Genomic DNA, 24,255 nt, shown 5'->3' with positions numbered 1-24,255 from the left:
TAGATTAAAGAATTAAATCGAGGCTAAATTTTGAAAAAGATGAAAATAATTATTATTTCTGACGGTACAGGTTCAACAGCAAAAGCGATCAGTCGCGCGGCCATGACACAGTTCCCAGAAAGCGAAGTCTTCTATACAGGTTTTAAAAATGTTCGCACAAAGGAACAAATTAAATCAATTTTTGACGAAGCAGCTATTCATCACGACCTCGTAATTTATACAATCGTTTCAGCAGAACTTAGAGAATATACAAAAGAAATCTCAATGCAAAAGCATGTGCGCTCTCTTGATTTAATGGGGCCAGTACTTACGACTTTCTCTAATTACTTTCATCAAGAGCCTAAGAGTGAACCCGGTCTTCTACATGCTGTTAATTCTGAATACTTTGACCGTGTTGCTGCCATGGAGTTTACGCTTAACCACGATGATGGAAGAAATGTTGAAACTCTCCACCTAGCGGATGTAATTCTTGTAGGGATTTCTCGTACATCGAAAACACCTCTTTCAGTGTACCTATCTCAACACGGAATTAAGGTTGTAAATATCCCTATTATTAATGGACAAGATCTTCCAAAAGAACTCTTTGAAATTGATCAAAGAAAAATCTTTGCGCTTACAATTGATCCTGAAGCACTTTATTCAATTCGTAAAAATCGTTTAAATAAACTTGGTGCAACTGAGCACACGGGCGATTATGCAGATACTAATAAAGTTATCGAAGAGCTGGAATGGGCCAATGAAATCTTTGGCAAGAATAAGAGATGGCCAGTATTTGATGTTACTGACCGCGCCCTAGAAGAGACGGCCACAGATATCATGAAACTGCTTCAAATGAGAAAGAATAATATTTTCAAGCAGTTAATGAGTGAGTCTGACGAATAAATTCGATGATAATTAGTTAAATTTCAAATTTTATAGGAAATTTACTTAACTTAGTACCCAATCGTTCCGATTAACTAAATAACATTATCAATTTAGTAACTACGGGGTTCGTTGTGTCTAAGGTCTTATTTTCTGGAAAAATCAAAGTAAAAGGTGCTGGAGCTGATGTAGTTTATAAATTTGATACTCAAGAGCCTACCTTTGATGAAGTGATGATGAATAATTTTTCTCACCTTAATTTTTCAGAGAATGAAAAAAGAGTTCTAACTTCTAAAAACAGAAAAGATATCTTCAAGTTTGAAAACTTAAACACTAAAGAAATCGAAAAATATTCAAATGATCTACTTTCTCTTATTAAAAGATCTAAAGGCGATAGAATTCAAATTGAATCATCAAATGCTGGTGCCTTTATTTGCTTAGCGCTTATTTATTCAGGAAAAATCCCTTCTCATCTTGATGTTCACTTCAAACTTCACGGTGCACCATTGAGATTATTTCCAAGAAACTTAGCAAAGAACAAAATCCCAAGATATAATATTTCAATCTCACTTTGTAACACCGATAGTTGGGTGCGAGATTTTCGCTCTCTTCAAAAGAAACCAAAGTTCATTGAACTAAGTCATATTTCTCCTCAAGCTGATCTCGATCTGGTTGGTTAAGAGTTCATTTCATTGACATTTTGCGCCATCTCTTCAATCATTTAAGAAGTGAAGAAAATAATTTTTGCCATTCTTTTAACGTTTTCAAGTTTTGCGGAGTATCCGTACTTTAACTTCGATTCTTCAAAACTAAAGCTAAGTGATTACAGCTATCGACGCTATGTACGTCCACAGCTTCGTTCGATCAAGAATGACTTCTACTATATCGTAAAAAGAATCACGTACACATCTCAAGACTTCATCAACTTAAGAGAGAACACATTAAAACTCGTTCTTCAATTTGATGGTGCATTTAACAATTGTAAGAAAAATCAAAAGACCTGCTATCAATACGTAAAGGAAGTTATTCCACTAATTCAAGCAATTGAGCGAAATATCAAAAAGCTACGAGAAGACTTTATTTCACTACCAAGTAAGCAGTACGGAAATGTTGATGACTATATTAACCTTATCTCCCTTCTTGATAATATCGACAACTTAAACCTCAGGGTTCAATCCTATATTCAGCTTCTTCACCTAACCGAGGGAACTAACTTTTCGACATATACTCCACATATTGAAAAGTATAAGAATTACGTTGGAAAGATGTACAACTATTCAAATGATGCCTTTATCTACATTATTCCAAATGAGTTAAAGCCATCTTTTGAACAATTTCTTGATAATTTTCTCTCGCCACTAGAGCTAAAGATGATTCCAGAACTTGATAAACGCTGGTTTATCGACCGCCTTGGTGATCTTAATATGCAATGGAATGTTTTTCACATGGACCTAGAAAAGGGTCAAACTGGATTTCCAAGAGAATATGTTCGTAACGTTAAGGTTATGCACGCTCGTTGGAATAGTATTCTTAAACTTATGTTTTATTGATAGCTAAAATACAAAGGGCCCCCATCGGGAGCCCTTCAGTATATAAGAAATTTAAATCAAATTAGATTTTAGAACCTCTACTGTACTTCGTCTGAGTTTTCTTTCTTCTCTTCTCAGCCGCTTGTAGCTTTTCTTTATTTCTAATAGAAGGCTTCTTATACTCTTGTCTCTTTCTGTATTCTCTAATAACACCGAAAGCTTCGCAGTATCTCTTGAATTTCTTAAGAGCTCTTTCCGCACTTAATCTTTCATCGATCTCGATTTTGATTGAGTAATCTTTAGACATAACATTCACCTCCTTCTATTTTTTTTTCTCAACGCCTTTAACGACGCATTTGCGAGATTTATTAGTGCTTCAATAAGCACAAATTTTGTCTAGCTTTAATTGGTATGTTAAATTACACGACGGCCCCACAGTGTGTCAATGGCCAATAACGAATAGGTAATATATGCAACAAGGCTTATTTAACGCAGAAGATAATAAAGTTACTCCCCTGGCCCATCAGGTTAGACCTGAAAATAGGCAGGATTATGAAGGCTTTGACGCGCTAGCTAGACGCTTTCCTTTCCTCAGAAGCGATACTATTCCTTCATTAATAATTTGGGGGCCTCCTGGAAGTGGAAAGACTACTTTGGCCAAGGTTTTGGGTAACGAAATTCATGCAAATTTCTATGAATTTAGTGCTGTTCTATCAGGAGTTGCAGATCTAAAAAAGCTTATTCAAAAGGCCCAGGAAGAGGCCCGTGACTTCCAAAGAAAATCCATTATCTTTATTGATGAAATACATCGCTTTAATAAGGCCCAACAAGATGCCCTCCTTCCTCATGTTGAACAAGGAAGCTTCATCCTTATTGGTGCAACAACTGAGAATCCTCGTCGATCTGTAAATCGCGCTCTCCTATCACGTATGAAGATCATTGAGCTTAAGTCTTTTACAACAGATAAGATTCGCTCACTGATAAAGAGAACTATTTCCAAGTTGGAAAAAGAATTGTCACAAGAGTATCTCGAACTTATTTGCGACTATGCCAACGGTGATGCAAGAATTGCCCTCGGTAGTTTAGAAGTAATCTTCTCTCTTCTTGAGCAAGAAGATGAAATTGATTTTGAGACTGTTAAAAATATTATTAAAGAGAACTCCCGTAATTTTGATGCTGGTGGAGACCGTCACTACGATGTGATATCGGCTTTCATTAAGAGTATGCGTGGGAGTGATCCTAACTCGGCCATTCTTTGGCTAGCTGTTATGCTAGATGGTGGAGAAGATCCAGTTTTCATTGCAAGAAGACTTGTAATCTTTGCCAGTGAGGATGTCGGAAATGCTGATCTAAACGCATTAACAGTGGCCACAAACGCCCTTCATGTAGTTCAAAATATTGGAATGCCAGAAGCAAGAATCACACTCGCTCAAGCGACGACTTATCTAGCTAGTACAGTAAAGAGTAATGCTGCTTATAATGCTATAAATGAAGCACTGGCCTACGTTGAAAACTCACAGACAATTGAGGTTCCCGAGCATTTAAAAAACTTTCCAGATAAGTTTCACAAGGTAAAGTATCAATACCCACACAGTTTTGAAGGCTCATTCGTGAGACAACAATATGCACCTAATGGTACACCAAAGTTCTATCAACCTAAAGATATAGGTGTCGAAAAGAATATTAAAAAGCGCTTATCAGAATTATGGGGCTATTAATTAGTCCCAGCGAGAGTAAACGACAAAAGCATCAGTTTGTAGGTCTTTAGTCACAAAAAAGAAGCCCATATTTGATTCAATATAGCAGCTCATTGAGTAGTCTTGTCCAGGAACAAGCTCCACACAACGGCTCTTGGCACGCCCAGATGGCGTCTTAGAAAAATTAATTGTGTTATGACTATTACATCCGTTAAGTTCAAGAGTCGTTCTAATGATAGCAATTGCTTCATCTAGGGGTCTTCCCTCAAAGTCAATATCTACATCAACCTCATCTGTATTAATTTTAAAGGCACGGCTATCGACATTTAGATCATATGTTAACTTTTTAATACAGTTAAGAGTTGTCTTAGTGTAAGCAAATACACTTGAAGATATAAGCAAAGATGCAAGTAAGATGTATTTCATATTAAGTTACCCTAATAGTGTTGTTGATTTCTTTGATGACTTATACAAAAACACACTAAAGAAAGCTAGATTTTTCGAAACTTTTGTCAAAGTTTAATTAAGAGCAATGCGTCTAATTACTGAAATTAGAACTTGTGTTAGATTTTATTAGAAAAACTTAATATTCCCATTAGCCAATTTAATAATTATATCCTATAAAAGTTTCACACACACAAACACCAAAGGGGATTTGATGAAAATCGCAATCGTTCTATCAACACTACTTCTCGCTCTTACGATTAATGCTTCGGAATTAAACAACTACTACCCAAAAGAAACTAAAAATTTTCTTGCAAGAGGTGGAGAGGAATTAAAGAGCTATCTTTTTGAAGTCCTAAATACAACTCACCAAGAAACAAATGCACAGGATGTACTTGGATGTGATTCTAAGAATAAAGGTCGTTGTTATGGCCAAAGAAGCCTTGGATACAAAGGTGCTAGAAAAGTTCTTTTCGGAAAAATCCATTTAAAAGAAGATGATAAAGGTTACTACATTAAAGATGTATACTGCCAGAAAACACTAAGAAGATACCAAACTCGCTCAATGGGTCCAGGGCAAATCCCTAACTCTAACGTTCTAAACTGTGAGCACACTTGGCCACAATCAAAATTTACTGGCCGTTTTGATAAAGGACTTCAAAAGTCAGACCTACACCACCTATACCCTACTGATTCAAAAGCAAACTCTGTAAGAGGTAACTACGAGTTTGATAATGTAGATGGTTTTCCAGTAGATTATGAAGATTGTACAGCTTCTCAAACTCAAGGTAATGGTGCTTTCGAGCCACCAGCGGATCATAAAGGAAATGTTGCAAGAGCACTTTTCTACTTCTCTGTAAGATACGATATCTCAATCTCAAGTAACCAAGAAAGAGTTCTTAGAGAGTGGGACAAACTTGATCCAGTTGATGCAGAAGAAAGAGAAAGAAATAATATTATTTATTCTGTTCAAAATAACAGAAATCCATTTATTGATATCCCTAACCTAGCTGATAAGATCAATAACTTCTAATATCTGACTATTCCATTTCAGTACTAATATTGGCCTTCTGTTAAGAAGGCCTTTCTATTTGATTTTTTATTTTGCAAAGCCTTTTATCTTTGAGATGCTTTTATGTACAAAAACATTATCAAGGATTAGATTTTGAAATTAAGACTCTTAGTAGTGGCACTACTCGCCCTAACGGCTACTGCCGGTTACTATCCGGAATCATTTAAAGCAGATATCGCAAATGACCTTTTAAAAAATGAAAACCTAAGAACACAACTACAGAGAATTACAAGCCAAAATCACACAAAAAATTCTTACTCTCAGGCCAAGCGCTACCTTTTTAATGAATTACATTTAAAATACGATGAAGGTAATAAGCCTTATGTAAAAGGTGTTTACTGTAATAAGGTATTTAATGGGAACACTCCAAATATTGGTTCAATTGGAAATGGAAGAACTCCAAATCATCAGGTCGTAAACTGTGAACACACTTGGCCTCAGTCAAAATTTACGGGTGCCTTTAGTTCAAGGCTACAAAAAGGAGATCTTCACCACCTCTTCCCAACTGATTCAAAAGCAAATAGCGTACGTAGCTCCAATGACTTTGGTGATATTAAAAGTGGTAAGAGCGCGACAAGAGACTGCTTTGCCTCTCACTCAGATGGGCACTATTTTGAGCCACCTGTAGAGCACAAAGGTAACGTTGCTCGTGCAATGTTCTACTTTGCAACACGCTATGGAGCAAAGATTAACAGTAGAATGGAAAACTATTTAAGAAGATGGCACGCGGAAGATCCGGTAGATAGTGAAGAGATCGAGCGCAATGATAAAATCGAGAGAATTCAAGGAAATAGAAATCCTTTTATCGACTTTCCTGAGCTAGTTTCAGATATCAAAGACTTCTAATATATTTTCAACTTTTTGGCGGCCTTGTAAATTGAGGCCGTCAATAAATACCGTCGTTACAGCAGCATTCGCTAAAGTCACAAGCAAACCTAAAAATACCAAAAACTTAATCATAGGAACCTCCTATTTGGTTTCTTAATATATTTTAAACACTTAATTAAAGTTCTCACAAATTCTAAATGATTAAGATTTCATGAAGATAGAATTTTAAAGAAAATAGGAGTATAAAAAACTATGTTTCAAATTATTCGTAAATTACTTAGTCAGAAAGGATTCAACGCCAAAGCGAAGCAGGCCTTTTCAAATTACTACCGTTTTGCAAAAGAATCACAATCTTATCTCATCTACTGTAAAGAGATGCACGGAATCGAATGCTTCATGCAGAATAATCTTTCAAAGAAGCAATTCTATGCCCTAACCTCCCACTTTAAGCCTCATCAGAAAGTTCTCGATATTGGCTGTGGAACAGGTCAGCTAACGGCCTACTTTGCCAAAAAATATAAACTTAAGGCCAAGGGGTTTGATTTAGTTGAAAGTGACCATGAGTTTAAAGAAGCAAATTATGAAACAACATGGCTAGGAGAAAACGAATTTGACCTTGTGATCTCACTAGATGGCTTCTATATGCTAAATGATCTCTACCGCACTCTAAATAAGGTTATGGACAGCCTTAAGCCAAAGGGAAGATTCATCCTCACTTATACTTCCGAGAGGCCATTTTACAAGACTCGACTTGGTAAGGCCCTGGCCAATAAATATAAAGATAAATTTGAAGTTCAGGATTTCACTCAAGATGACCTTATTTTTAATAATAAGGCCAAGGAACTTTTAGAAAAGCTAGGTCCTGATTTTATTGCTGAAGGAAACTCAAATTTATATCGTACAAAGTTCAATGAGATTAATAAAAATGTAGAATCACACAAGGCAAAGAAGATGTATCGAAGCCTTGTTACTATTTACAAGTAGTTAGATTTTTAGTTTGTTGGCCTACTGTTTTCTTTGTTAAGCTTTTGTGAACTTGTTTTACTTCATTATCGATGAAATCTATAGTTCATAGTTATGAAGAAGCTTGCACTAATATCCTTTGCTCTTATCCTAACCTTTAAAACATTTGCTGCTGAAATCTCGGGTATTGCCGTCTCTAGTCACGTTAATGAGTTTTCTGTCGTCGACTCAAAATATGCCAGAGAAATCTTTCTTGGTCTCCCCGTTAAGAATACCTACGCTGATCTCGTTCATGGACTTGTCTTTCGCTATCATAAGTATTTCTTTTGTGTACGTGAACCAAGTCATAAATTTCATTGCCACCTTTATTTGAATGGCCGTGGAGAAGGACAATTATCGGCCTTTGATAAGGATACAGATTTTGGCAAAGGAGCAATTAGTGAGTTTCTTGGGAGTTCAAAGAGTAATGGTAAATCAACAATTAGCTACGATAATAATACCCTAAGAATTAAATTCGATTCCCATCTAGCAAAACGCTTTTGGAACAAACTCGATCTAATTGCTGAGAACTATCATACAATTGGAAATAAAAAGTACGAGGTTAGAAAAGGAAAACACCTTAATTGCTACATTGAAAAGAATGAGAAAAAAGATATCTACCAATGCCAATTTAACGTTACAATTAAGGCAGTTAATCCAAAAATTAAAATTGATAATAATTTAAACTAAGGACCGGTATGAAATTAATAGGATCAACGACATCACCTTTTGTTAGAAAAGTAATTCTCGTACTCGAAGACTTAGGAATCCCTTATGAGCTTGAGCAAGTGAGATCTCTTACTCCAGATGGTGCAAAGCAGATTGGAAAATACAATGCTGCAAGAAGAATTCCAATTCTAGAAACAGAAGATGGATCTATTTTTGATTCGACTATTATTTGTGAATACCTACTTGAAAAGCAAGGAAAGCAAATAGATGTAAAAACTAAATTAGCACTACGCCTAATAGATGAGCTTTGTGATTCCTGTATTATCCTCTTTCAACAAAAGCTTTGGGAATGTGATCTCAAATGGGAGTCAAAATTTTCGCAAGTTCAATTTGAGAGAGTTAAAAGCATTCTTGCTTCACTAGAAAAAAAAGTTGATAAAGGTGGACTTCACCAAATGGAGAAGGACTGGTTACTTTGTGTCCTTGATTGGCTTTCATTTCGAGAAGTCTTTAACTGGAAAAAAGGCCATCTGGCCCTAGAAAACTTATATGAGAGTTTAAAAGATAAAGAGCGCTATCAAAAGTCAGCACCAAGAACATAAAAAAGGCTACCATCGGTAGCCTTTCTTATTATGAAATTTTAAAACTTCTTAGAATAATTGTGCCCAATCAGTTGTTTGAAGAGTGTTAATTACATGTCTAAGGAATTTAGAACCAATTTCACCATCAATTAGTCTGTGGTCATATGTATGAGTTGCATACATCATCTGACGAATTGCAATTGCATCATCTTCAGTTACAATTGGACGCTTCTTCATTGTACCAACACAGAAGATACCAAGTTGTGGTTGAAGGATAACAGGAGTAGCTGCAAGAATTCCAAATGATCCGTTATTTGTGAAAGTATAAGTTCCACCTGACATATCATCCATTGTAAGCTTCTTAGCTCTTGCCTTTTGAACAAGCTCATCAAGCTTTCTTGCCATACCTCTAATATTTAAGTTATCAGCACCTTTGATTACTGGAACAACAAGTCCGTTACCAGGAACTGCTACTGCACAACCAAGGTTGATATCTTTCTTCATGTGGATTTCATCACCAACAATTGAAGAGTTAACCATTGGGAACTCTTTAAGTGCTTGTACTAGAGCATAAAGAATGAAGTGCGTGTAAGTTAGAGAGAAACCTTCTTCTTTTTTGAATTGGTTCTTAAATCCTTCTCTAAACTTAAATAGATTTGTCATATCAACTTCATCAATCGAGTTAACGTGTGGTGAAGTCATTTTAGAAGCGATCATATTCTTAGCAATCGCTTTTCTCATATTGTCCATTTTAATAACTTCAACACGTCCACTTGTTGCCGATGGAACAGAAGAAGCTGCAGGAGCTGGTGCTGCCTTTGGAGCCGGAGCTGCCGCTGTCGCTGTTGGAGCCGAAGTTGTTGCAGCTGGAGCTGCCCCTCTATTATTTAAATAGTTCATGAAGTCAGCTTTGTTAACACGTCCACCTGCTCCACTTCCACTTAGGTGAGCTAATTCGTTAAGATCAACTCCATGCTTTTGAGCAAGGTTTCTTACTAGTGGAGTATAGAAACGACGTCCTGCTGGAACAGATGCTGCCGCTGCAGGAGCTGTTGCAACTGCCGCTGGTGCTGCTGCTGGAGCACTTGCTGCTGCCGGTACTGAAGACGCTGCCCCTTGTGGCTTTGATGTATCTGTTTCAACAGATGCGATTTTAATCCCAACATCAATTGTTTCACCTTCTTCAAAAAGGATCTCTTCAATACGTCCCTCAAATGGTGAAGGAATTTCAGACTCAACCTTATCAGTCGAGATCTCAAGAAGGATCTCATCAATTTCAATCATGTCACCAACTTGCTTGTGCCACTTCGTGATTGTACCGTTTGTAATTGATTCACCCATCTGAGGCATAACAACATCTTCAAGTGTGTCAGAAGAAGCCGCTGGTGCTGCAGCTGGAGTCGGCGTTGCTGCTGCAGGAGCAGGTGCCGCCGCTGGAGCTGCTGCTGAAACATCAGCATTCATATCATCATCAACTGCTGCGATCTTAATCCCAACATCAATAGTTTCACCTTCTTCAAAAAGAATCTCAACGATCTTTCCAGAATATGGTGATGGAATTTCTGATTCAACTTTATCAGTCGAGATCTCTAGTAGGATCTCATCGATTTCAATCGTGTCACCAACTTGCTTGTGCCACTTCGTAATCGTTCCGTTTGTAATTGATTCCCCCATTTGAGGCATTACGATATCATTTTTCATACTCAGTCCTTATATATAATTAAAAATTGATTGATCTACCTTTAGCGTTTAACACAGACTCAGCTAGGAATTCACCTAAAGTTGGGTGTGGGTGAATTGTTGCGAACATTTCTTCATCAACACCTTCCATTTGTCTGAACAGTACATACTCGTGAATTAGTTCAGTTGCATGAGTACCAACAATGTGTGCACCAAGCATTTCTCCATCTTCACCCATAAGAGTTTTAACAAACCCTTCTGTTTCATTAGAGGCCATGGCCTTACCATTTGCAGTAAATGGAACCTTACCTACTGAGTATTTAATACCTTGCTCTTTAAGAGCTCTTTCTGTGTAACCAACAGATGCAACTTGAGGCTGACAGTAAGTACAACCAGCAACATTCATCTTATCTAGAGGGTGTGGGTGAAGACCTGCAATTGCTTCAGCTGCAATAATACCTTCGTGAGAAGCTGCGTGCGCTAGAAGAGGAGGACCAGCAAGGTCACCAATTGCGTAGATATTAGGTACATTTGTTTGGTAAGTATTATTTACGGCAACAAATCCACGATCAGTTTGAACACCAACTGTTTCAAGTCCGATTCCATCGATATTTCCTGTCATACCAACAGCGATAAGACCCATGTCAAACTTGTGTTCAACCGTTTTTCCGCCTTTAACTTCCGTGATTGTAACGTCATTTCCATTATTCTTAGCAGATACTTTTTCAACACCAAGAGACATTTTAATTCCGTATTTCTTATATGCTTTCTCCACAACTTTAGATGACTCTTCATCTTCAATTGGAAGTAAATGCTTTTGTAGTTCAAAGATATGAACATCAACACCAAACGCATTCCAGAAGTAAGCAAACTCAACACCAATTGCACCTGCACCGATGATACCAATTGACTTTGGAAGCTCTTCCATTTTAATCGCTTCCCAAGCACCGATCAGTCTCTTCCCATCATGCTCAAGTCCAGGGAATGAGCGGTAGTGAGCACCAGTTGCAAGGATGATATTTGTTCCTTCAATTGTTTCAGTGTGACCACGAGATGAAGTAACTTCAACTTGTGTATTAGTGCGAAGTTTTCCATAACCTTCAAAAACTTCAATTTTGTTTTTCTTCATTAGGTAAGCAACACCACCAGAAATCTTTGCAGAGATTCCTTTTGCACGCTTAACAGCTTGGCCACCATTTAAACCTTTCAGTTCAACATCAATACCAAGATCTTTCATATCAGCAAGCTCGTGTACACTGTGAGCCGCTTTTAGAACCGCTTTCGTTGGAATACATCCACGGTTAAGACAAACACCGCCAAGCTCTTTACTTTCAACGATCGCAGTCTTCTTTCCAAGTTGGGCTGCACGAATAGCGGCGACGTATCCACCAGGCCCAGAACCAATAACAATAACATCAAAATTCTTCATAAAAATATTTCCTCAAACTATTGACCATAAGGCCCATAATCAGTAATAAAAGTTAAGATTTAAGGTTCTTCAACGTACTAAAATTATTTAAAATTGGCATGACACGTTGCTACGATTCGTTAATATTTACAAATCGTCGTAACAGCCCTCTATAAGCCAACTTAAAGGGATTCTCATTAATTTTACACAAAGCGAAATTAAAAATATCAATAAGTATTTCCCAGAAGGCCTTATAGCACTCGACTTAGAGACCTCTGGACTCTCCCCTTTAGTTGACGAAATCATTGAAATTGCGGCTATTAAAGTCATCGGGAATAAAATCGAAACTTTCGAAACCCTTGTAAAACCTATAAATCCAATTCCAGAATTCACAACAAAAATCCATGGTATTACTGACGAGATGGTTAAGGACTCTCCTTCAATTGAAGAAGTCTTACCAAAATTTCTTGAGTTCTGTGGAACTCACACTCTCGTTGCCCATAATGCAAAATTTGATATAGGCTTTATCGTCTTTGCTATGCATCAACTTAAGATAGAATTACATAAAGCCAAAGTTTATTGCTCATGCAAACTTTCTCGTAAATACGTCAAAGGCAGTGAAAACCATAAACTAAGTTCATTGTGTAAACATTTTGATATTCCACTTGAAAATCACCATCGCGCACTAGACGATACAATCGCATGTCTGCGAGTTTTTGCCAAAACCCTTGATGGAGTAAAGTCCAATCGCCAGCTCAAAGAAGGTGAAATCTTAAATATTCAAGATTTCAGAAAGGCCAATATTGCAGAAGCCCCTGAAACAATCCAAAAACTTCAAGAGCATATTTCTAAACAAGAAATAATTGATATCAAATATAAGGGCGGATCTTATAAAGGCAAGTTTAGACCAATAAAACCTGTTGCCTTGCTTCCAATGCCAGCAGGAGATGTTCTCTACGCTCACTGCCTACTTACAGATATATACAAGTCTTTTGCCATTAAAAAGATTCAAGAAATCCGTGAGTATGTTGAAAATGACTCAAAGTAGTTATATAAAGGCGCAATGTTAGCAGGAAAATCTATCTCATATAAAATCCAATTTGTTGTGATCTTCGTTATTCACATCGCCTTACTCTATTGGATTTACTGGTTACTTCAAAATACAGGTGTTCTTTCAACTATAAGTGTTATGCTTCACTTTACGGGAATTGCACTTTACGGTGCCCTACTTATTCGTGGTTGTGCAGCTTGGGCCAAGTGGCATCATTTAAACGATATTAAGAAACACGAAGAAGCACAAAGAAATCAAGAAGATCAAGATCAAAAATGAGAAAAGGACTGCGAAGCACAGATGAAATCAATGCTCGCTTTGGTTTAAATTTAGGGCCTTCTCGTTACGAAGTCTTTATCCCCGACCACATCAATGAAATCATTCAGAAAGAAGGCTTAGACGGAATTCATGCCAAACAATTCCTTCCTTCAGCTTTTGAGTCTTCGGATATGGGACTTGAAGATCCAATTGGCGACCAAGAAAAATACGTTGCCCCACAACTCATTCACCGCTACGATAATCGCGTTCTCTTTACACCGACAACGATATGTCCAGTTATCTGTCGCTACTGTTTTAGAAAGAACGAACTAAGCGACAAGCATGAAATCTTTAAGGCCGACTTTGAGAAAGTTATTGCATATTTAAAGTCCCATTCAGAAATTAATGAAATCATTTTTTCAGGTGGTGACCCATTCATGCTTTCTGCTTCAAAGATTGATTTCTACCTAAATCAATTTAGTAAAATTGAGCATATTAAATTCATACGCTTTCATACGAGAACTCCGGCCTCGCTTCCAAATTATATTGGTAATGAAGTAATCGAAGTTCTTAACAACTACAGGCAAGATTTTAACGATATCAATATTGTTATTCACATAAATCACACAGATGAAATAACAAAAGATGTACGTAATTGCATAGCAAGGCTTGGAAGTAGCTTTTCACTACTTTCACAATCCGTGCTTTTAAAAGGTGTGAACGATAATGTTGATGATTTAGTGAAGCTTATCTACACATTACATGAATTAGGAGTAAGACCTTACTACCTCCATCATCCAGATCAAACCAAAGGTGCCATGCACTTTTATCTCTCTCAAGATAAGGGCCGTGAAATTTATCGCAAACTTCGTCGCCAAGTTCCGGGTTGGCTTCTCCCCCAATATATTCTGGACTCTCCGGATGGCTCTGGAAAAAGAAATCTATAGTGGTACGCGGACACTTTTCGCAATTTAAATCACTTAGACATAACTTGCCATCAACCCATTTCGACTTATTCATTAGTTAGTGAGCTAGCCCTTATAAGAAGGTGCATAATTCATCGAAAACGAATAAAAAATGCCCGAAAAGTTGAGACTTTTTAAGTAAAGAATTGCTAAAGCTTTAATAAGTCGAAAAGTGTCCGCGTACCTGATAAGGTTCTTTGATGGTAAAACTAAAAAGAACTCTCAATACATTTCAAGTTTCTTTGTATGGTATTGGTACAATCTTAGGAGCAGGAATTTATTCACTTATTGGAAAAATATCTGCAACCTCAGGAGTTCTGGCCCCTGTCTCTTTTATGCTCTCAGCACTCATTGCTTCTTTAACGGCAATATCATACTCACAACTAGTAAAGCTCCATCCCAAAAGTGCCGGAGAAGCAGAATATGTCTATCAAGGATTTAAAAACATAGGCCTGTCAAACCTCGTCGGCTGGTTAGTGGCCTTTACTGGCGTTATTAGTGCATCGACTTTAACGAAGGCGTTTATTGGTTACTTCAAAGTACTTATAGACATACCAAATTCTCTCATAGCCACCCTTGTCATTCTAGTTATCACCCTTCTCGCTATCAAAGGAATTAAGGAATCAATTAATCTTATTATCATCTTCACTCTTATTGAAGTAACTGGCCTTATTTTAGTTTGCTTAGTGGCGTGGCCAGAACTAGTTGAAAGTAACTTCATGATTCCAAAAATGTTAGAAAATATTTCTTGGGATAAATCTCAATCAATCCTTGCTGGAGCTTTCATTGCCTTCTATGCCTTTATTGGATTTGAAGATATGGTAAATCTTGCAGAAGAAACGACTGTTGCTAGAGTCACTATTAGTCGCTCCATTTATATTGCTTTAATCACTTCGACTATTCTCTACATTCTAGTGGCGATTGTCGCAATCTCAAGTATTCCCTTAAATAAATTAAATACTAGTCCTGCTCCCATCAAAGATATGTATGTACATCATGGAGGCGATCCCTTTGTTATTGGCCTGATAGGATCTTTTGCGATATTCAACGGAATAATGGCCCAAGTAATTATGGGATCACGAATACTCTATGGACTTAGGCACCCTTTTAAGTGGATGAGCTTTTTATCTGTAGTGAATAAAAAAACAAAAACACCTATCAACGCAACTATTGTTATAGCTGTTGTCATCACCATACTTATAAGCTTTTTTGAATTAAAATCATTGGCCATGGCCACAAGCTTTATTATTCTTATTATCTTCACCTTGGTAAACACGTCGCTTGTTTTAATTAGAATAAAGAATAGACAGATCAAAGTTAAATATCTTTGGACGCCTATATTGGCCGTCATAGTAAATATATTATTTCTTATTATTTGATTGTAAAATTAAGTATTTAAAATTTTTCTTAGATTTTTTAATCCATAAGTATTGACAACTTTTTCTCTCAGCAATATATTCCTTTTCACTCAAGTAAGCGCGTGTAACTCAGTTGGTAGAGTGTCACCTTGCCATGGTGGATGTCGCAAGTTCGAATCTTGTCACGCGCTCCATTCTTTTAATAAATAAGATATTTCCATTTTTAAACGATACACCGGCGCTAACGCTTGGTTAATCTTGCTGAACACTTGCGTGTTCAGTATCACGCGCTCCATTCTTTTAATAAATAAGATATTTCCATTTTTAGACGATACACCGGCGCTAATCTGAACAATAATCGCAAATTAATCAAAACCTTTCTTTAAAAATAATTAAATCATATCTGCAAATAACTCCTCTTATAATCATCTTGAGATGAAGAGTTTAAAAGGAGAAAAAATGGCAATCAAAGATATGATTCAAAAGAACACTGTCATCATAAATTCAAATGCGACACTAAAAGACGCTGCTAAACAGATGTATGAGAAGCATGTCGGTGCTATCGTTGTCGTGGATAATGTTACAGGAAAGAAGAACACTCCTATTGGAATTTTAACCGATCGAGATATAGCTATTTCATTTGGTAAAAAAGGTAAAATTGAACCAAATTCTAAAGTAAGTGAAATTATGACTAAAAATGTTGTTCTATGTACACCCAATGATAGCGTGGTGGACACAATAAAAAAGATGCAAGCAAATGGTATTAAACGTCTTCCGGTTGTTAATGGAAGGGATCAGATCATAGGAATTATCTCCTCTGATGATATTATTCAAACCATTGGAAATGAGCTCTATGACTTATCTAAAATTGTTAATTTAGAAATAGAAAAAGAATCGGCCATTCAATGTCCAATAGGTGAAAAAAGACAAGTAAAAGTTGCATAAGAGGAAGCCAATATGTTTAAGAGTAGAAATGAGGCAGGAAAACTGCTTGCTGAAGAGTTTAAAGATAAGATACTCGATGATGGCAATAAAGTAGTCATTGCACTCCCAAGAGGAGGTGTTCCAGTAGCATACGAAATTGCAAAAAGGTTCGTACTCCCTCTTGATATTATATGTGTCAAGAAAATCACCGCTCCAAAAAATCAAGATCTGGCGATCGGTGCAGTAACCGAGTCAGGGGAAATTTATTACAATAAAGAGCTAGTGAGCCATTTTGGACTTAATGAACTACAACTGCGGCGATTAACAAATGAAAAAAAACAAGAGGCAATACAGCAAGCAAAACTCTTAAGAAAGAAGAATTCACCAATCGATCTTTCTGGCCGTGATATTCTCATTGTGGATGATGGTATTGCAACGGGTGCGAAAGTCAAAGCAGCGATAAAACTAATCAAGCAACATAAACCAAATCAAATACAAGTTCTCACTCCTGTTTGTTCTAGAGAAGCGTGGAGTGATATCACTAATACTGTTGATGATTTGCTAGTACTTGAGACACCTCATAACTTCTTATCTGTAGCAGAATTTTACTTAGATTTTCCACAGGTCAGTAACACACAAGCTCAAGAATTCTTAGAGGAGATCTATTTCTTAACTAAAGATGAACGTAAATACGAGCAAATTCAGAAATTTGAATGTGAGGACGAACCAGTTAGAAAAGTCAGGAAATAATCTTCCTGACTTTCAATATTAAAGTATTAATTATTCATCGTCTGCAAGATATTCAGTTCCAAGGTGAGCAAAACTCGTCCATGGGAAGATATCTGAAGCGACTTCTTTGACACTCTCGTTAATACTTTCTGTATCTTCAATAAGTATTTGAGTATTCTTTAACTCAAAGAATGAATTCTCCACTTGCTTTGAAACGATACCAAAAACCGATAAGCTTTTCTTTCTAGATGATGTTTTTGAATTAACAGCTGCAAAGTGAGTCTTGAAATCGCAAATATAGACAGCATTATTCACAACTGTAGTCATTTGAGAAAAAACCTCAACATTTGGAACAGACTTAAACTCTTCACTAATCATCTCAAGGAAGTTTCCGTTACCTTCAAAAAATAAGAATGTTGGAGGCTGATTCCCTCTTAATTCATCAAGTGTTGCGACAATTTTCTTCTTATCACTAAAGTTACCGACAAAAAAGCGCGCCTTCGTATCTGGCGATTTAATATCGAAGCTCTTCTGAAACGAACGGTCAATTCGTGTCAATACTGTTCCTGAGTTCAGGAATGACATTTTAATTTTATTCTTAATTTCTTCCGCTCGTTCCGAAAGATTGTTTAAAGCGGGCTTTTCAACAAAATCACATGCACCATTATTTAGAGTTTCTTGAGCATAGCGTGTATCTTCTCGACTAGCACTAGAAACAACAATGACGTTAGGATGCCCCATGCGATAGTTCTTTTTAAGATATTCAACACCATCCATCTCAGGCATATGAATATCAAGAGTCATTGCATCGACCTTGTTAGTTTTAAGAAACTCCTGTGCCTCAACTCCATTAGCAGCTGTACCAACAACCTCAAAATCCTCATCCTTCTCAAAGATCTTTGTTAGTAGTTTCACAACAGAAGAACTGTCGTCTACAACTAGCATACGAATAGGCTTAGGGATAGATGAAAGCAATGACTTAGGTCTCGAAGTCGTTCTTGTAATTGGTGTGCTACCATCGTTAACAAGACTAAGAGTTCTCTCAGTTTTAACTGGTGCTGATGGGTCAAGACTATAAACACTTGGTGCCAATGTTTGAACTTTTAAGCTAGTGCCTTTAAGAGACTCGCTAATCCCCGTGACAAATAAAGCATCCTTATGAAGATACTTCTTAAAATTAACTACGATATTTTCAATTGATTTCTGATCAAAATAGATAAAAACGTTACGACAAAAAATAATATCAAACTTTTTACTACCTAAGAACTTCTCAGGAGAAAGTAGGTTCATAACACCAAATTGACAATTATCTTTAATGTTAGCATTTACCTTTGCAAACTTCGAAATCTCACCAGAGCCACGCATCCAATTTCCAGTTAGGTAAACAGTTGGAATTGATTTAATTTCACGATAGCGATAAACACCATTCTTAGCGATCTTTACACTTTCTGGGTCAATGTCAGTTCCGATAATTTCAAAACGCATACCTGGGTAGTTTTTTAAATGATGATTAAAGAACATTCCAAGTGAATACACTTCTTGTCCACGGCTACAAGCGGCCGAAAGAATTCGAATTGTTGAGTCTCCACGCTTCTTAGCATTTGCAACAATACTATCAATATTTTTCAAGAGATATTCAAAGTGCGAGAACTCTCTAAAAAAGTAAGTATGGTGAGTCGTTAGCATCGAAATGAGATGAGACGATTCCTTATTATAATTCTTTGTAAGATAACTATAGTAATCTTCCGGAGTCGAACAACCTAAGGTCATCATTCTCTTTTTAAGACGACTTGTTACCATCGACTGTTGTGCTGGCCCTAAAATATTTCCACTTTCTTTTGAAACAATTTCTGACACATAATTAGCAAGACTGATAATATCCCACTCAATACCTTTTTTAAAAGCTTCGCTCACATAGTTCTCCGAATTATAAAAAATCCCCATAGATGAAAAATCTATATCTCTACCTATCGACAACTATTTCAATTTCTTAACAGTAATTTCAAATAGTTAAATTATAAAATACAATCGGAACAAAATTTATATCAATCTCGAAGTAAGGTATTGAAAACTCATTTTCGAATTTAAATTAATCTGTCAGATGTCATAATTTCGACCCCTTCCTTCCCCTCAATAGCGGCCTGTAGCATGGCACTTGCAATTGATGAAGCGGGGTTAATACGTAACTTTTTTGGTAAGACATAGTGTAGTGATTTTAAAACTATTTTCCCAAGAATCTCACCAAGACGAAACTCCGCTCTCTCCCCACCAATGAGTCCTGGCCTTATGAAATAGAGCGATCTGAACTTTAATTCTTTTAAGGCATTTTCTATTCTACCTTTAACTTGATTATAGAAAATCCTTGAACTCTCATCTGCACCCATTGCTGAATTTAAAACAAATATTTCAACACCGGCCTCTTTTGCACATTTTGCAAATGCGAGAGGGTATTCAAAATCGACTTTTGAAAAAGCATCCCTACTCCCGGCCACTTTAATGGTTGTCCCTAGAGCACAAATAACGGCATCGACATTCCATTCTTTAAGCATAGCTTTCGTTATATGATCAAAGTCGATAATAGGTGCACTTAGTTTAGTGTGTGAACTAATTTCACGACGTACGGGTGCAACGACAAAATCAACACTTTGATTCTCTAATGCTTGTTTTAATATTTGGCCGCCAACCAGTCCTGTTGCACCTAAAAGAAGTATTCTCATAAACTATCCTTAGCAGCATTTCGTTTACATATTCACGACAATAAAGTTTAATTTATATAAATAAAATTAGACTTAAACATAGCGAGACATTAATGCAAAGATTTGCACTTTTTATTGCCTTTATATTATCAACATCTTTTCACACATTGGCCCAACATAATTGGGCAAATACTCAAAGTCCTCCGCAAAGCTGGTCATCAGTAGAAAATGATTTTGTTCAGGTTATATATCCTACAGGCTTCAAGAATAATGCGATTTATATGGCAAACCTTATGGAGCACTATTCAAAATACGTTGGACTCTCGTATGGCCTACAAAAGCCAAAACAAGTTAGTTTAATTTATCGGCCTCAGATGGGTAATCCAAATGGTTTCGTTACTCTTACGCCAAGAAGAACAGAGTGGTTCGATTCGACGAACTTCTTTGCTCACGTGAGTACTGTTGAATGGCACGAAAATTTATCAATTCATGAATATCGCCACATAATCCAACAAGATATCTTCAATAAGAAAACGGTTAAAGCTTTTGATGTACTAATGGGTGATTCCGGACAATCGATTCTAAATTTTCTTGCAAGTAAGCCATGGTTTATGGAAGGAGATGCTATATATGCTGAAACAAAATACACACAATCAGGCCGTGGACGCTCTTCTCGTTTTATGGCAAGGCTTAAGGCAGTCCTACTAAAAGGTGAAACTCCAACATACGATCAATTTGTAAATGGTACATATAATGACAAACTCGTTAATTGGTATATTTATGGATATGTACTCATCTCTCATGGTTACAAAAAATATGGTGATAATTTCTGGAACATTGTTATGGACAATATGACAGCAAGGCCATATCCAAATGGTATTGTTGGTGCAATTGAAAATGCTTCTGGTGTCGACTTTTACGACTTCTACTACGAAGCGTTTGAAGAACTTAGAAAGAAGTGGAAAAAAGATAGCTTCCCAGAATTAAAAGCAACAGAATTTAAGATTAAGACGAACCAATTTAAAAATGGTGATGATTTATATTACTTAGAATATGACCTTAATAACTTCTATCGTTTAATTAGAGAATCCAATGGGGAAAAAGAAGTTCTTACAGATATTCCCTACAGTGAAGATTTAACACGACTTGATTATAGTAAGAGTCATGCTATTCAGTCGCACTTCTTACCACATTGGCGCTACGGATTTAAAAGCTATTCTGATTTAAGTCTTATCGATTTAAAAGATGGAAGCAAAAAATATATCACTTCTGGACATCGATTATACAATCCTCATTTTAATAAAGCTGGAGACAAAATCATTGCGATTAATTTTGACTCAAAAAATAAGTGGCTTGTCCAAGAGATGGACCTTGCGGGAAATATGCTACGTCACATTAAAAATGAAAAGTATAAATTTCTTGAAGCAGTGGCCATTAACAGAAATGAAGTTATCGCTCTAGTGACAATCGACACAGGTGGAAAAGGAATTGTAAAAGCAAATTTTGAAACACAACAAGTAACAACTTTAATACCTATCAGTTTTAACAATCTATACTGGCTACAAACAGATTTCAAAAGCAATATTTTATTTGAAGGGCAACACAACGGTGCGGTAGAAGTTTTCAAATTTAATTTTGAAACCAAATCATTAGCGAAGTGTACAACTTCTAAAATCGCGGCCTATACACCGACAATGACAAATGGTGAAATTCTCTTCTCTGAACAAACGATCAATGGGAAAAGAATTAGTAAAGTGACAACAGATAATTGTCTGTCCATTCCTATTTCATACCTTACAGATCCTGATAAATACTACTCTAAGGATAGTCCTAGTGACCGTTTAAATAATTTTGAAAGAATTGATTTTAAAGATCGAAAAGAAGTCGCAACTAAGAATTATGAGCAATACAAAGAAAAAGATTACTCAGGATTTGACTGGAGGGCATTAACGCCTCACTCATGGAGCTTCTTTGTTGGACAAGGTTATGGCCTATCTCTATGGGCAGATAATTATCTAAGAGACTTTGGCTGGAATGTTAACCTTGGGTATGAAGCAGCTGAGAACACATCTTATTCTTCACTACAAATTGACTTTAAGAGATACTGGCCAATTTTTAGCCTTATCGCTGATTTAAGAGAGAGAGAAGTGAGCCGTCTTGGAACAGATAATGATAACTATGGTTGGGATGAAAATACAGTAGGAGTTCAAGCACAGCTTCCATTTGTTTCTCGCCATAACTTATACAATCTGAATATTACATTAGGTTACAGTGCTGAATACGTGCAAACAAAGGACTACAACTCAAATGACATTGATATTAATGGTGAAGCCGATTTAATTCGTCAAACGACAACGTTGAATATCGATCTTTACAAAGACTTTACTGCAAGATCAATTATTTCCCCATGGAGCTTTTCACTACTTGGTATGTATCAAGATGCAGACACTAATGATACAACAGGTGTCGTTGGAGATTATCGATGGTTTGGTGACATCGCATTAACAACGCCAGGTCTATTTAGAAACAATGGATTTAAATTCTCTATTACAGGAGAAAAGTACGGAGAAGGAACAAGTTATCGCTTCCAGCCGACATCACAAGAGATTATGGGATATGTATTTTCTCGTGGGTATGATTATTTTGCTACCAATAGATATATTAAAACAAGTTCAAATTACCTATTCCCTCTCTTCTATCCAGATTACAATATTGCATCTCTAATTTACTTTAAGCGTATCTATATGAATCTCTTTTATGACAATACGAAAGTCTATGCAATTTCAGCTGACAATGGATTTCATATAAGTAGTTATGGGGCAGAGATTGTCTTTAATACATCTATCTTCAGGTCAATCCCTGTAGATTTTGGTTATCGTTTTGTCAGAACACATGAAACTGAAGAAAATATAAATGAAGTTTTCTTGGGAATTGGACTTACATTCTAAAATAAAAAGGCCCTCTTTCGAGGGCCTATTTTCTATCGTTCTTCTAATTTGTGATCTAGTTTTAATTTCTTACGTACACTCTTTTTAATACTTGATTCAACAAGTGCGCCCATCGAAACCATTAGCTGTCTTACAACATATGGTGGCATAGCCTGTAATTCATCGATCGACTCTTTTGCTTTTTCATACTCAGTACTTGTCACAACAAGAGAAGAATCATACGGAATATAATTAAAGATTAACTCTTCAATTTTTTCTACACGAGTTGATGATTTCGGGTGACTCGAAGTAATTGCTTGGAAGAAAGTCTCATCATAATCAGGAACTGATGAGAAGTACTTACCAAGTCCATAAGGAGAATATCCTGCTTTATAAGCATACTGAACACCTAGCTTATCGGCTTCAAGTTCTTGAATACGGCTAAACCCCATAAGCGGAATATCTTCTAACTTATCATAAACATAGTAAGTTGCTGCACCACCAAGAATTCCAAAGTTTGCCCAAACAAATCCTGCACCAACAAACTTAGTAGCAATTGACTTTAGATTTCTAGTAACAGACTCAGTACCGTGTCTTTCAGTTACGTGTGCCCATTCGTGTCCTAAAACACCTGCAAGCTCTGCTTCAGTTTCTAGAGAGTCAATTAAACCTCTAAAGACAAAAACATATCCACCAGGTAGAGCAAATGCATTTTCAATTGGTGCATTAATAAAGAAAACCTTTGGCTCAACATCTGGCATATCAGATGATTTCGCGATTTTTGAAATCATTGTTTTTAAGTACTCGGCCATTTCACCATCTTGATAAATATAGCGTGAGAAGTTATTTACAATTTCGTAGGCAGCGTCCTTCCCAAACTGCGAATCAGTTGCAAATTTAAAGAAGTTTCGTCCAAAACCATTGTGTAGACGACCTTCTTCGCCAATACGATTATAGTTATTGTACTTTCCTACTACTTTACAAGATGCAAGACTTTTGAATTTCGACATATCAACTACAAGTTCATCACCATTCACTTTGAAATCAACTGTGTTAGTACAATTTGTTAGCTTAAGCTTATCACCTTGAAGCTTTACAGTTCCTGCTTTTCTTAGATCAACACTTCCCTCTTCAGAGTCGTAATTACGTACTTCAAATTCCATATTAATTTCAGTTGCTGAAAGTTTATTAAGCTCTGGGCCATGATTATAATCTAGCTTTAACTTTAACTTTCTTGGATACATTGGTTTAACTTCAAATGATTCTTCCGCTGATCCAGATAGATTTAGCTCTTGGCCGTTGATTTTCATTTCACCAGAAAGAGACTCACCTTCTAGAGCATGGATAAATTTTATCTTCGATATTTTTTCAGTATTACATGACACAAGTAATGCAAGTGTCATTAACGTCGCAATATTGACCATTCTTTTCATAAGCTTCTCCCATTTTTGTAATATTCATTACTACCAACGAAATCCTTAATTTGTCATAGAGTGTGTAATAATGAACACAAAACATAGGCCATGTCATAATCGATGTGGAAAACTTGTCTCCCTAGTGCCCTAACCCCCTATAA

24 protein-coding genes and 1 tRNA gene are annotated in these 24,255 nt (G+C 36.5%); 17 read left to right on the top strand and 8 right to left on the bottom strand.

Features of this window, described 5'->3' with window-relative positions; translation table 11 throughout:
• The first annotated feature begins 39 nt into the window (after positions 1-39).
• The 3 genes from M902_RS02095 to M902_RS02085 all read left to right on the top strand — a co-directional run bounded on the left by M902_RS02095 (position 40) and on the right by M902_RS02085 (position 2,411).
• A complete protein-coding gene (locus M902_RS02095; protein ID WP_040314013.1) occupies positions 40-882 on the top strand; it encodes a pyruvate, water dikinase regulatory protein in 843 nt (280 codons plus the stop codon).
• Positions 883-995: 113 nt separating this feature from the next.
• Complete coding sequence (locus tag M902_RS02090) at positions 996-1,541, top strand: hypothetical protein (RefSeq protein ID WP_021265797.1); 546 nt, start codon at positions 996-998, stop codon at positions 1,539-1,541.
• 48 nt (positions 1,542-1,589) lie between these two features.
• The gene (locus M902_RS02085) at positions 1,590-2,411 is read left to right on the top strand and encodes a hypothetical protein (protein ID WP_021266188.1); all 822 of its coding nucleotides are present in this window, start codon (positions 1,590-1,592) and stop codon (positions 2,409-2,411) included.
• 61 nt (positions 2,412-2,472) lie between these two features.
• Here M902_RS02085 and rpsU read toward each other — a convergent pair whose 3' ends face one another.
• Positions 2,473-2,697: a 30S ribosomal protein S21 gene (rpsU, locus tag M902_RS02080; protein WP_021266202.1), complete on the bottom strand. Its 225-nt coding sequence runs from the start codon at positions 2,695-2,697 to the stop codon at positions 2,473-2,475.
• A 163-nt stretch (positions 2,698-2,860) separates the two neighbouring features.
• Between rpsU and M902_RS02075 the strand changes: the two genes are divergently transcribed.
• The gene (locus M902_RS02075; protein WP_021266187.1) at positions 2,861-4,108 is read left to right on the top strand and encodes a replication-associated recombination protein A; all 1,248 of its coding nucleotides are present in this window, start codon (positions 2,861-2,863) and stop codon (positions 4,106-4,108) included.
• Here M902_RS02075 and M902_RS02070 read toward each other — a convergent pair whose 3' ends face one another.
• Entirely contained in the window at positions 4,109-4,513 is a 405-nt protein-coding gene (locus M902_RS02070) for a hypothetical protein (RefSeq protein WP_021266283.1), read from the bottom strand.
• Positions 4,514-4,745: 232 nt separating this feature from the next.
• Here M902_RS02070 and M902_RS02065 point away from each other — a divergent pair, with 232 nt between their 5' ends.
• Together M902_RS02065 and M902_RS02060 are read left to right on the top strand one after the other, a co-directional pair.
• A complete protein-coding gene (locus tag M902_RS02065) occupies positions 4,746-5,564 on the top strand; it encodes an endonuclease I family protein (protein WP_021265947.1) in 819 nt (272 codons plus the stop codon).
• Positions 5,565-5,696: 132 nt separating this feature from the next.
• Entirely contained in the window at positions 5,697-6,449 is a 753-nt protein-coding gene (locus M902_RS02060; RefSeq protein WP_021265834.1) for an endonuclease I family protein, read from the top strand.
• On the opposite strand, the gene M902_RS16735 is transcribed toward M902_RS02060, so the two are convergent.
• Positions 6,429-6,563, bottom strand: a complete 135-nt coding sequence (locus M902_RS16735) for a hypothetical protein (protein ID WP_021265781.1) — start codon at positions 6,561-6,563, stop codon at positions 6,429-6,431. The genes M902_RS02060 and M902_RS16735 overlap by 21 nt on opposite strands.
• A gap of 120 nt (positions 6,564-6,683) precedes the next feature.
• Here M902_RS16735 and M902_RS02055 point away from each other — a divergent pair, with 120 nt between their 5' ends.
• The 3 genes from M902_RS02055 (at position 6,684) to M902_RS02045 (ending at position 8,704) form a co-directional block, all read left to right on the top strand.
• Entirely contained in the window at positions 6,684-7,415 is a 732-nt protein-coding gene (locus M902_RS02055) for a cyclopropane-fatty-acyl-phospholipid synthase family protein (RefSeq protein ID WP_021266035.1), read from the top strand.
• 93 nt (positions 7,416-7,508) lie between these two features.
• Positions 7,509-8,123 (top strand): hypothetical protein, encoded by a 615-nt coding sequence (locus tag M902_RS02050; RefSeq protein ID WP_021266115.1) that lies wholly within the window; start codon positions 7,509-7,511, stop codon positions 8,121-8,123.
• Positions 8,124-8,131: 8 nt separating this feature from the next.
• A complete protein-coding gene (locus tag M902_RS02045) occupies positions 8,132-8,704 on the top strand; it encodes a glutathione S-transferase N-terminal domain-containing protein (RefSeq protein WP_021266233.1) in 573 nt (190 codons plus the stop codon).
• A gap of 48 nt (positions 8,705-8,752) precedes the next feature.
• Here the strand turns inward: M902_RS02045 and sucB are convergent, their stop codons facing one another.
• Together sucB and lpdA are read right to left on the bottom strand one after the other, a co-directional pair.
• Positions 8,753-10,384 carry a 2-oxoglutarate dehydrogenase, E2 component, dihydrolipoamide succinyltransferase gene (gene sucB, locus M902_RS02040; RefSeq protein WP_021266298.1) on the bottom strand — a complete coding sequence of 544 codons (1,632 nt, stop codon included), beginning with the start codon at positions 10,382-10,384 and terminating at the stop codon, positions 8,753-8,755.
• A 19-nt stretch (positions 10,385-10,403) separates the two neighbouring features.
• Positions 10,404-11,792, bottom strand: coding sequence for a dihydrolipoyl dehydrogenase (lpdA, locus tag M902_RS02035; protein WP_021266414.1), 1,389 nt, complete (start codon positions 11,790-11,792; stop codon positions 10,404-10,406).
• A gap of 151 nt (positions 11,793-11,943) precedes the next feature.
• On the opposite strand from lpdA, the gene M902_RS02030 reads away from it, so the two are divergent.
• From M902_RS02030 to M902_RS02000, 7 genes are all read left to right on the top strand, one after another.
• On the top strand, positions 11,944-12,819 hold the full coding sequence (locus M902_RS02030) for an exonuclease domain-containing protein (protein ID WP_084710418.1): 876 nt from the start codon (positions 11,944-11,946) through the stop codon (positions 12,817-12,819).
• Positions 12,820-12,834: 15 nt separating this feature from the next.
• Positions 12,835-13,101, top strand: a complete 267-nt coding sequence (locus M902_RS02025; RefSeq protein WP_021265792.1) for a hypothetical protein — start codon at positions 12,835-12,837, stop codon at positions 13,099-13,101.
• On the top strand, positions 13,098-14,027 hold the full coding sequence (locus M902_RS02020; protein ID WP_021265873.1) for a KamA family radical SAM protein: 930 nt from the start codon (positions 13,098-13,100) through the stop codon (positions 14,025-14,027). The genes M902_RS02025 and M902_RS02020 overlap by 4 nt, the downstream gene beginning before the upstream one ends.
• A gap of 218 nt (positions 14,028-14,245) precedes the next feature.
• Entirely contained in the window at positions 14,246-15,424 is a 1,179-nt protein-coding gene (locus tag M902_RS02015; RefSeq protein ID WP_021266000.1) for an APC family permease, read from the top strand.
• Positions 15,425-15,521: 97 nt separating this feature from the next.
• Positions 15,522-15,597: transfer RNA gene (locus M902_RS02010), tRNA-Gly, on the top strand.
• A gap of 265 nt (positions 15,598-15,862) precedes the next feature.
• Positions 15,863-16,348, top strand: coding sequence for a cyclic nucleotide-binding/CBS domain-containing protein (locus tag M902_RS02005; protein ID WP_021266453.1), 486 nt, complete (start codon positions 15,863-15,865; stop codon positions 16,346-16,348).
• Between the two features lie 12 nt (positions 16,349-16,360).
• A complete protein-coding gene (locus M902_RS02000) occupies positions 16,361-17,077 on the top strand; it encodes a phosphoribosyltransferase (protein ID WP_021266381.1) in 717 nt (238 codons plus the stop codon).
• A 30-nt stretch (positions 17,078-17,107) separates the two neighbouring features.
• Here M902_RS02000 and M902_RS01995 read toward each other — a convergent pair whose 3' ends face one another.
• Entirely contained in the window at positions 17,108-18,970 is a 1,863-nt protein-coding gene (locus tag M902_RS01995) for a CheR family methyltransferase (protein WP_021265841.1), read from the bottom strand.
• A gap of 170 nt (positions 18,971-19,140) precedes the next feature.
• Complete coding sequence (locus M902_RS01990; RefSeq protein WP_021265748.1) at positions 19,141-19,773, bottom strand: NAD(P)H-binding protein; 633 nt, start codon at positions 19,771-19,773, stop codon at positions 19,141-19,143.
• A 92-nt stretch (positions 19,774-19,865) separates the two neighbouring features.
• Here M902_RS01990 and M902_RS01985 point away from each other — a divergent pair, with 92 nt between their 5' ends.
• Entirely contained in the window at positions 19,866-22,700 is a 2,835-nt protein-coding gene (locus M902_RS01985) for a peptidase MA (RefSeq protein ID WP_021265997.1), read from the top strand.
• 32 nt (positions 22,701-22,732) lie between these two features.
• On the opposite strand, the gene M902_RS01980 is transcribed toward M902_RS01985, so the two are convergent.
• Complete coding sequence (locus M902_RS01980; RefSeq protein WP_021265807.1) at positions 22,733-24,112, bottom strand: M48 family metallopeptidase; 1,380 nt, start codon at positions 24,110-24,112, stop codon at positions 22,733-22,735.
• Positions 24,113-24,255 lie beyond the last annotated feature (143 nt).

Origin of the sequence: Bacteriovorax sp. BAL6_X (genome assembly GCF_000443995.1) — a bacterium.
Lineage (GTDB): Bacteria > Bdellovibrionota > Bacteriovoracia > Bacteriovoracales > Bacteriovoracaceae > Halobacteriovorax_A.
This window is presented reverse-complemented; position numbering and strand designations above follow the sequence as displayed.

Bases quoted from the DNA above. Each gene is read 5' to 3' on its own strand.
- M902_RS02075 (WP_021266187.1), top strand. From the start codon at position 2,861: ATGCAACAAGGCTTATTTAACGCAGAAGATAATAAAGTTACTCCCCTG.
- M902_RS16735 (WP_021265781.1), bottom strand. From the start codon at position 6,563: ATGATTAAGTTTTTGGTATTTTTAGGTTTGCTTGTGACTTTAGCGAAT.
- M902_RS02055 (WP_021266035.1), top strand. From the start codon at position 6,684: ATGTTTCAAATTATTCGTAAATTACTTAGTCAGAAAGGATTCAACGCC.
- M902_RS01985 (WP_021265997.1), top strand. From the start codon at position 19,866: ATGCAAAGATTTGCACTTTTTATTGCCTTTATATTATCAACATCTTTT.
- M902_RS02070 (WP_021266283.1), bottom strand. From the start codon at position 4,513: ATGAAATACATCTTACTTGCATCTTTGCTTATATCTTCAAGTGTATTT.
- M902_RS02065 (WP_021265947.1), top strand. From the start codon at position 4,746: ATGAAAATCGCAATCGTTCTATCAACACTACTTCTCGCTCTTACGATT.
- M902_RS02025 (WP_021265792.1), top strand. From the start codon at position 12,835: ATGTTAGCAGGAAAATCTATCTCATATAAAATCCAATTTGTTGTGATC.
- M902_RS01980 (WP_021265807.1), bottom strand. From the start codon at position 24,112: ATGAAAAGAATGGTCAATATTGCGACGTTAATGACACTTGCATTACTT.
- lpdA (WP_021266414.1), bottom strand. From the start codon at position 11,792: ATGAAGAATTTTGATGTTATTGTTATTGGTTCTGGGCCTGGTGGATAC.
- M902_RS02045 (WP_021266233.1), top strand. From the start codon at position 8,132: ATGAAATTAATAGGATCAACGACATCACCTTTTGTTAGAAAAGTAATT.
- sucB (WP_021266298.1), bottom strand. From the start codon at position 10,384: ATGAAAAATGATATCGTAATGCCTCAAATGGGGGAATCAATTACAAAC.
- M902_RS02020 (WP_021265873.1), top strand. From the start codon at position 13,098: ATGAGAAAAGGACTGCGAAGCACAGATGAAATCAATGCTCGCTTTGGT.
- M902_RS02050 (WP_021266115.1), top strand. From the start codon at position 7,509: ATGAAGAAGCTTGCACTAATATCCTTTGCTCTTATCCTAACCTTTAAA.
- M902_RS02000 (WP_021266381.1), top strand. From the start codon at position 16,361: ATGTTTAAGAGTAGAAATGAGGCAGGAAAACTGCTTGCTGAAGAGTTT.
- rpsU (WP_021266202.1), bottom strand. From the start codon at position 2,697: ATGTCTAAAGATTACTCAATCAAAATCGAGATCGATGAAAGATTAAGT.
- M902_RS02015 (WP_021266000.1), top strand. From the start codon at position 14,246: ATGGTAAAACTAAAAAGAACTCTCAATACATTTCAAGTTTCTTTGTAT.
- M902_RS02005 (WP_021266453.1), top strand. From the start codon at position 15,863: ATGGCAATCAAAGATATGATTCAAAAGAACACTGTCATCATAAATTCA.
- M902_RS01990 (WP_021265748.1), bottom strand. From the start codon at position 19,773: ATGAGAATACTTCTTTTAGGTGCAACAGGACTGGTTGGCGGCCAAATA.
- M902_RS02095 (WP_040314013.1), top strand. From the start codon at position 40: ATGAAAATAATTATTATTTCTGACGGTACAGGTTCAACAGCAAAAGCG.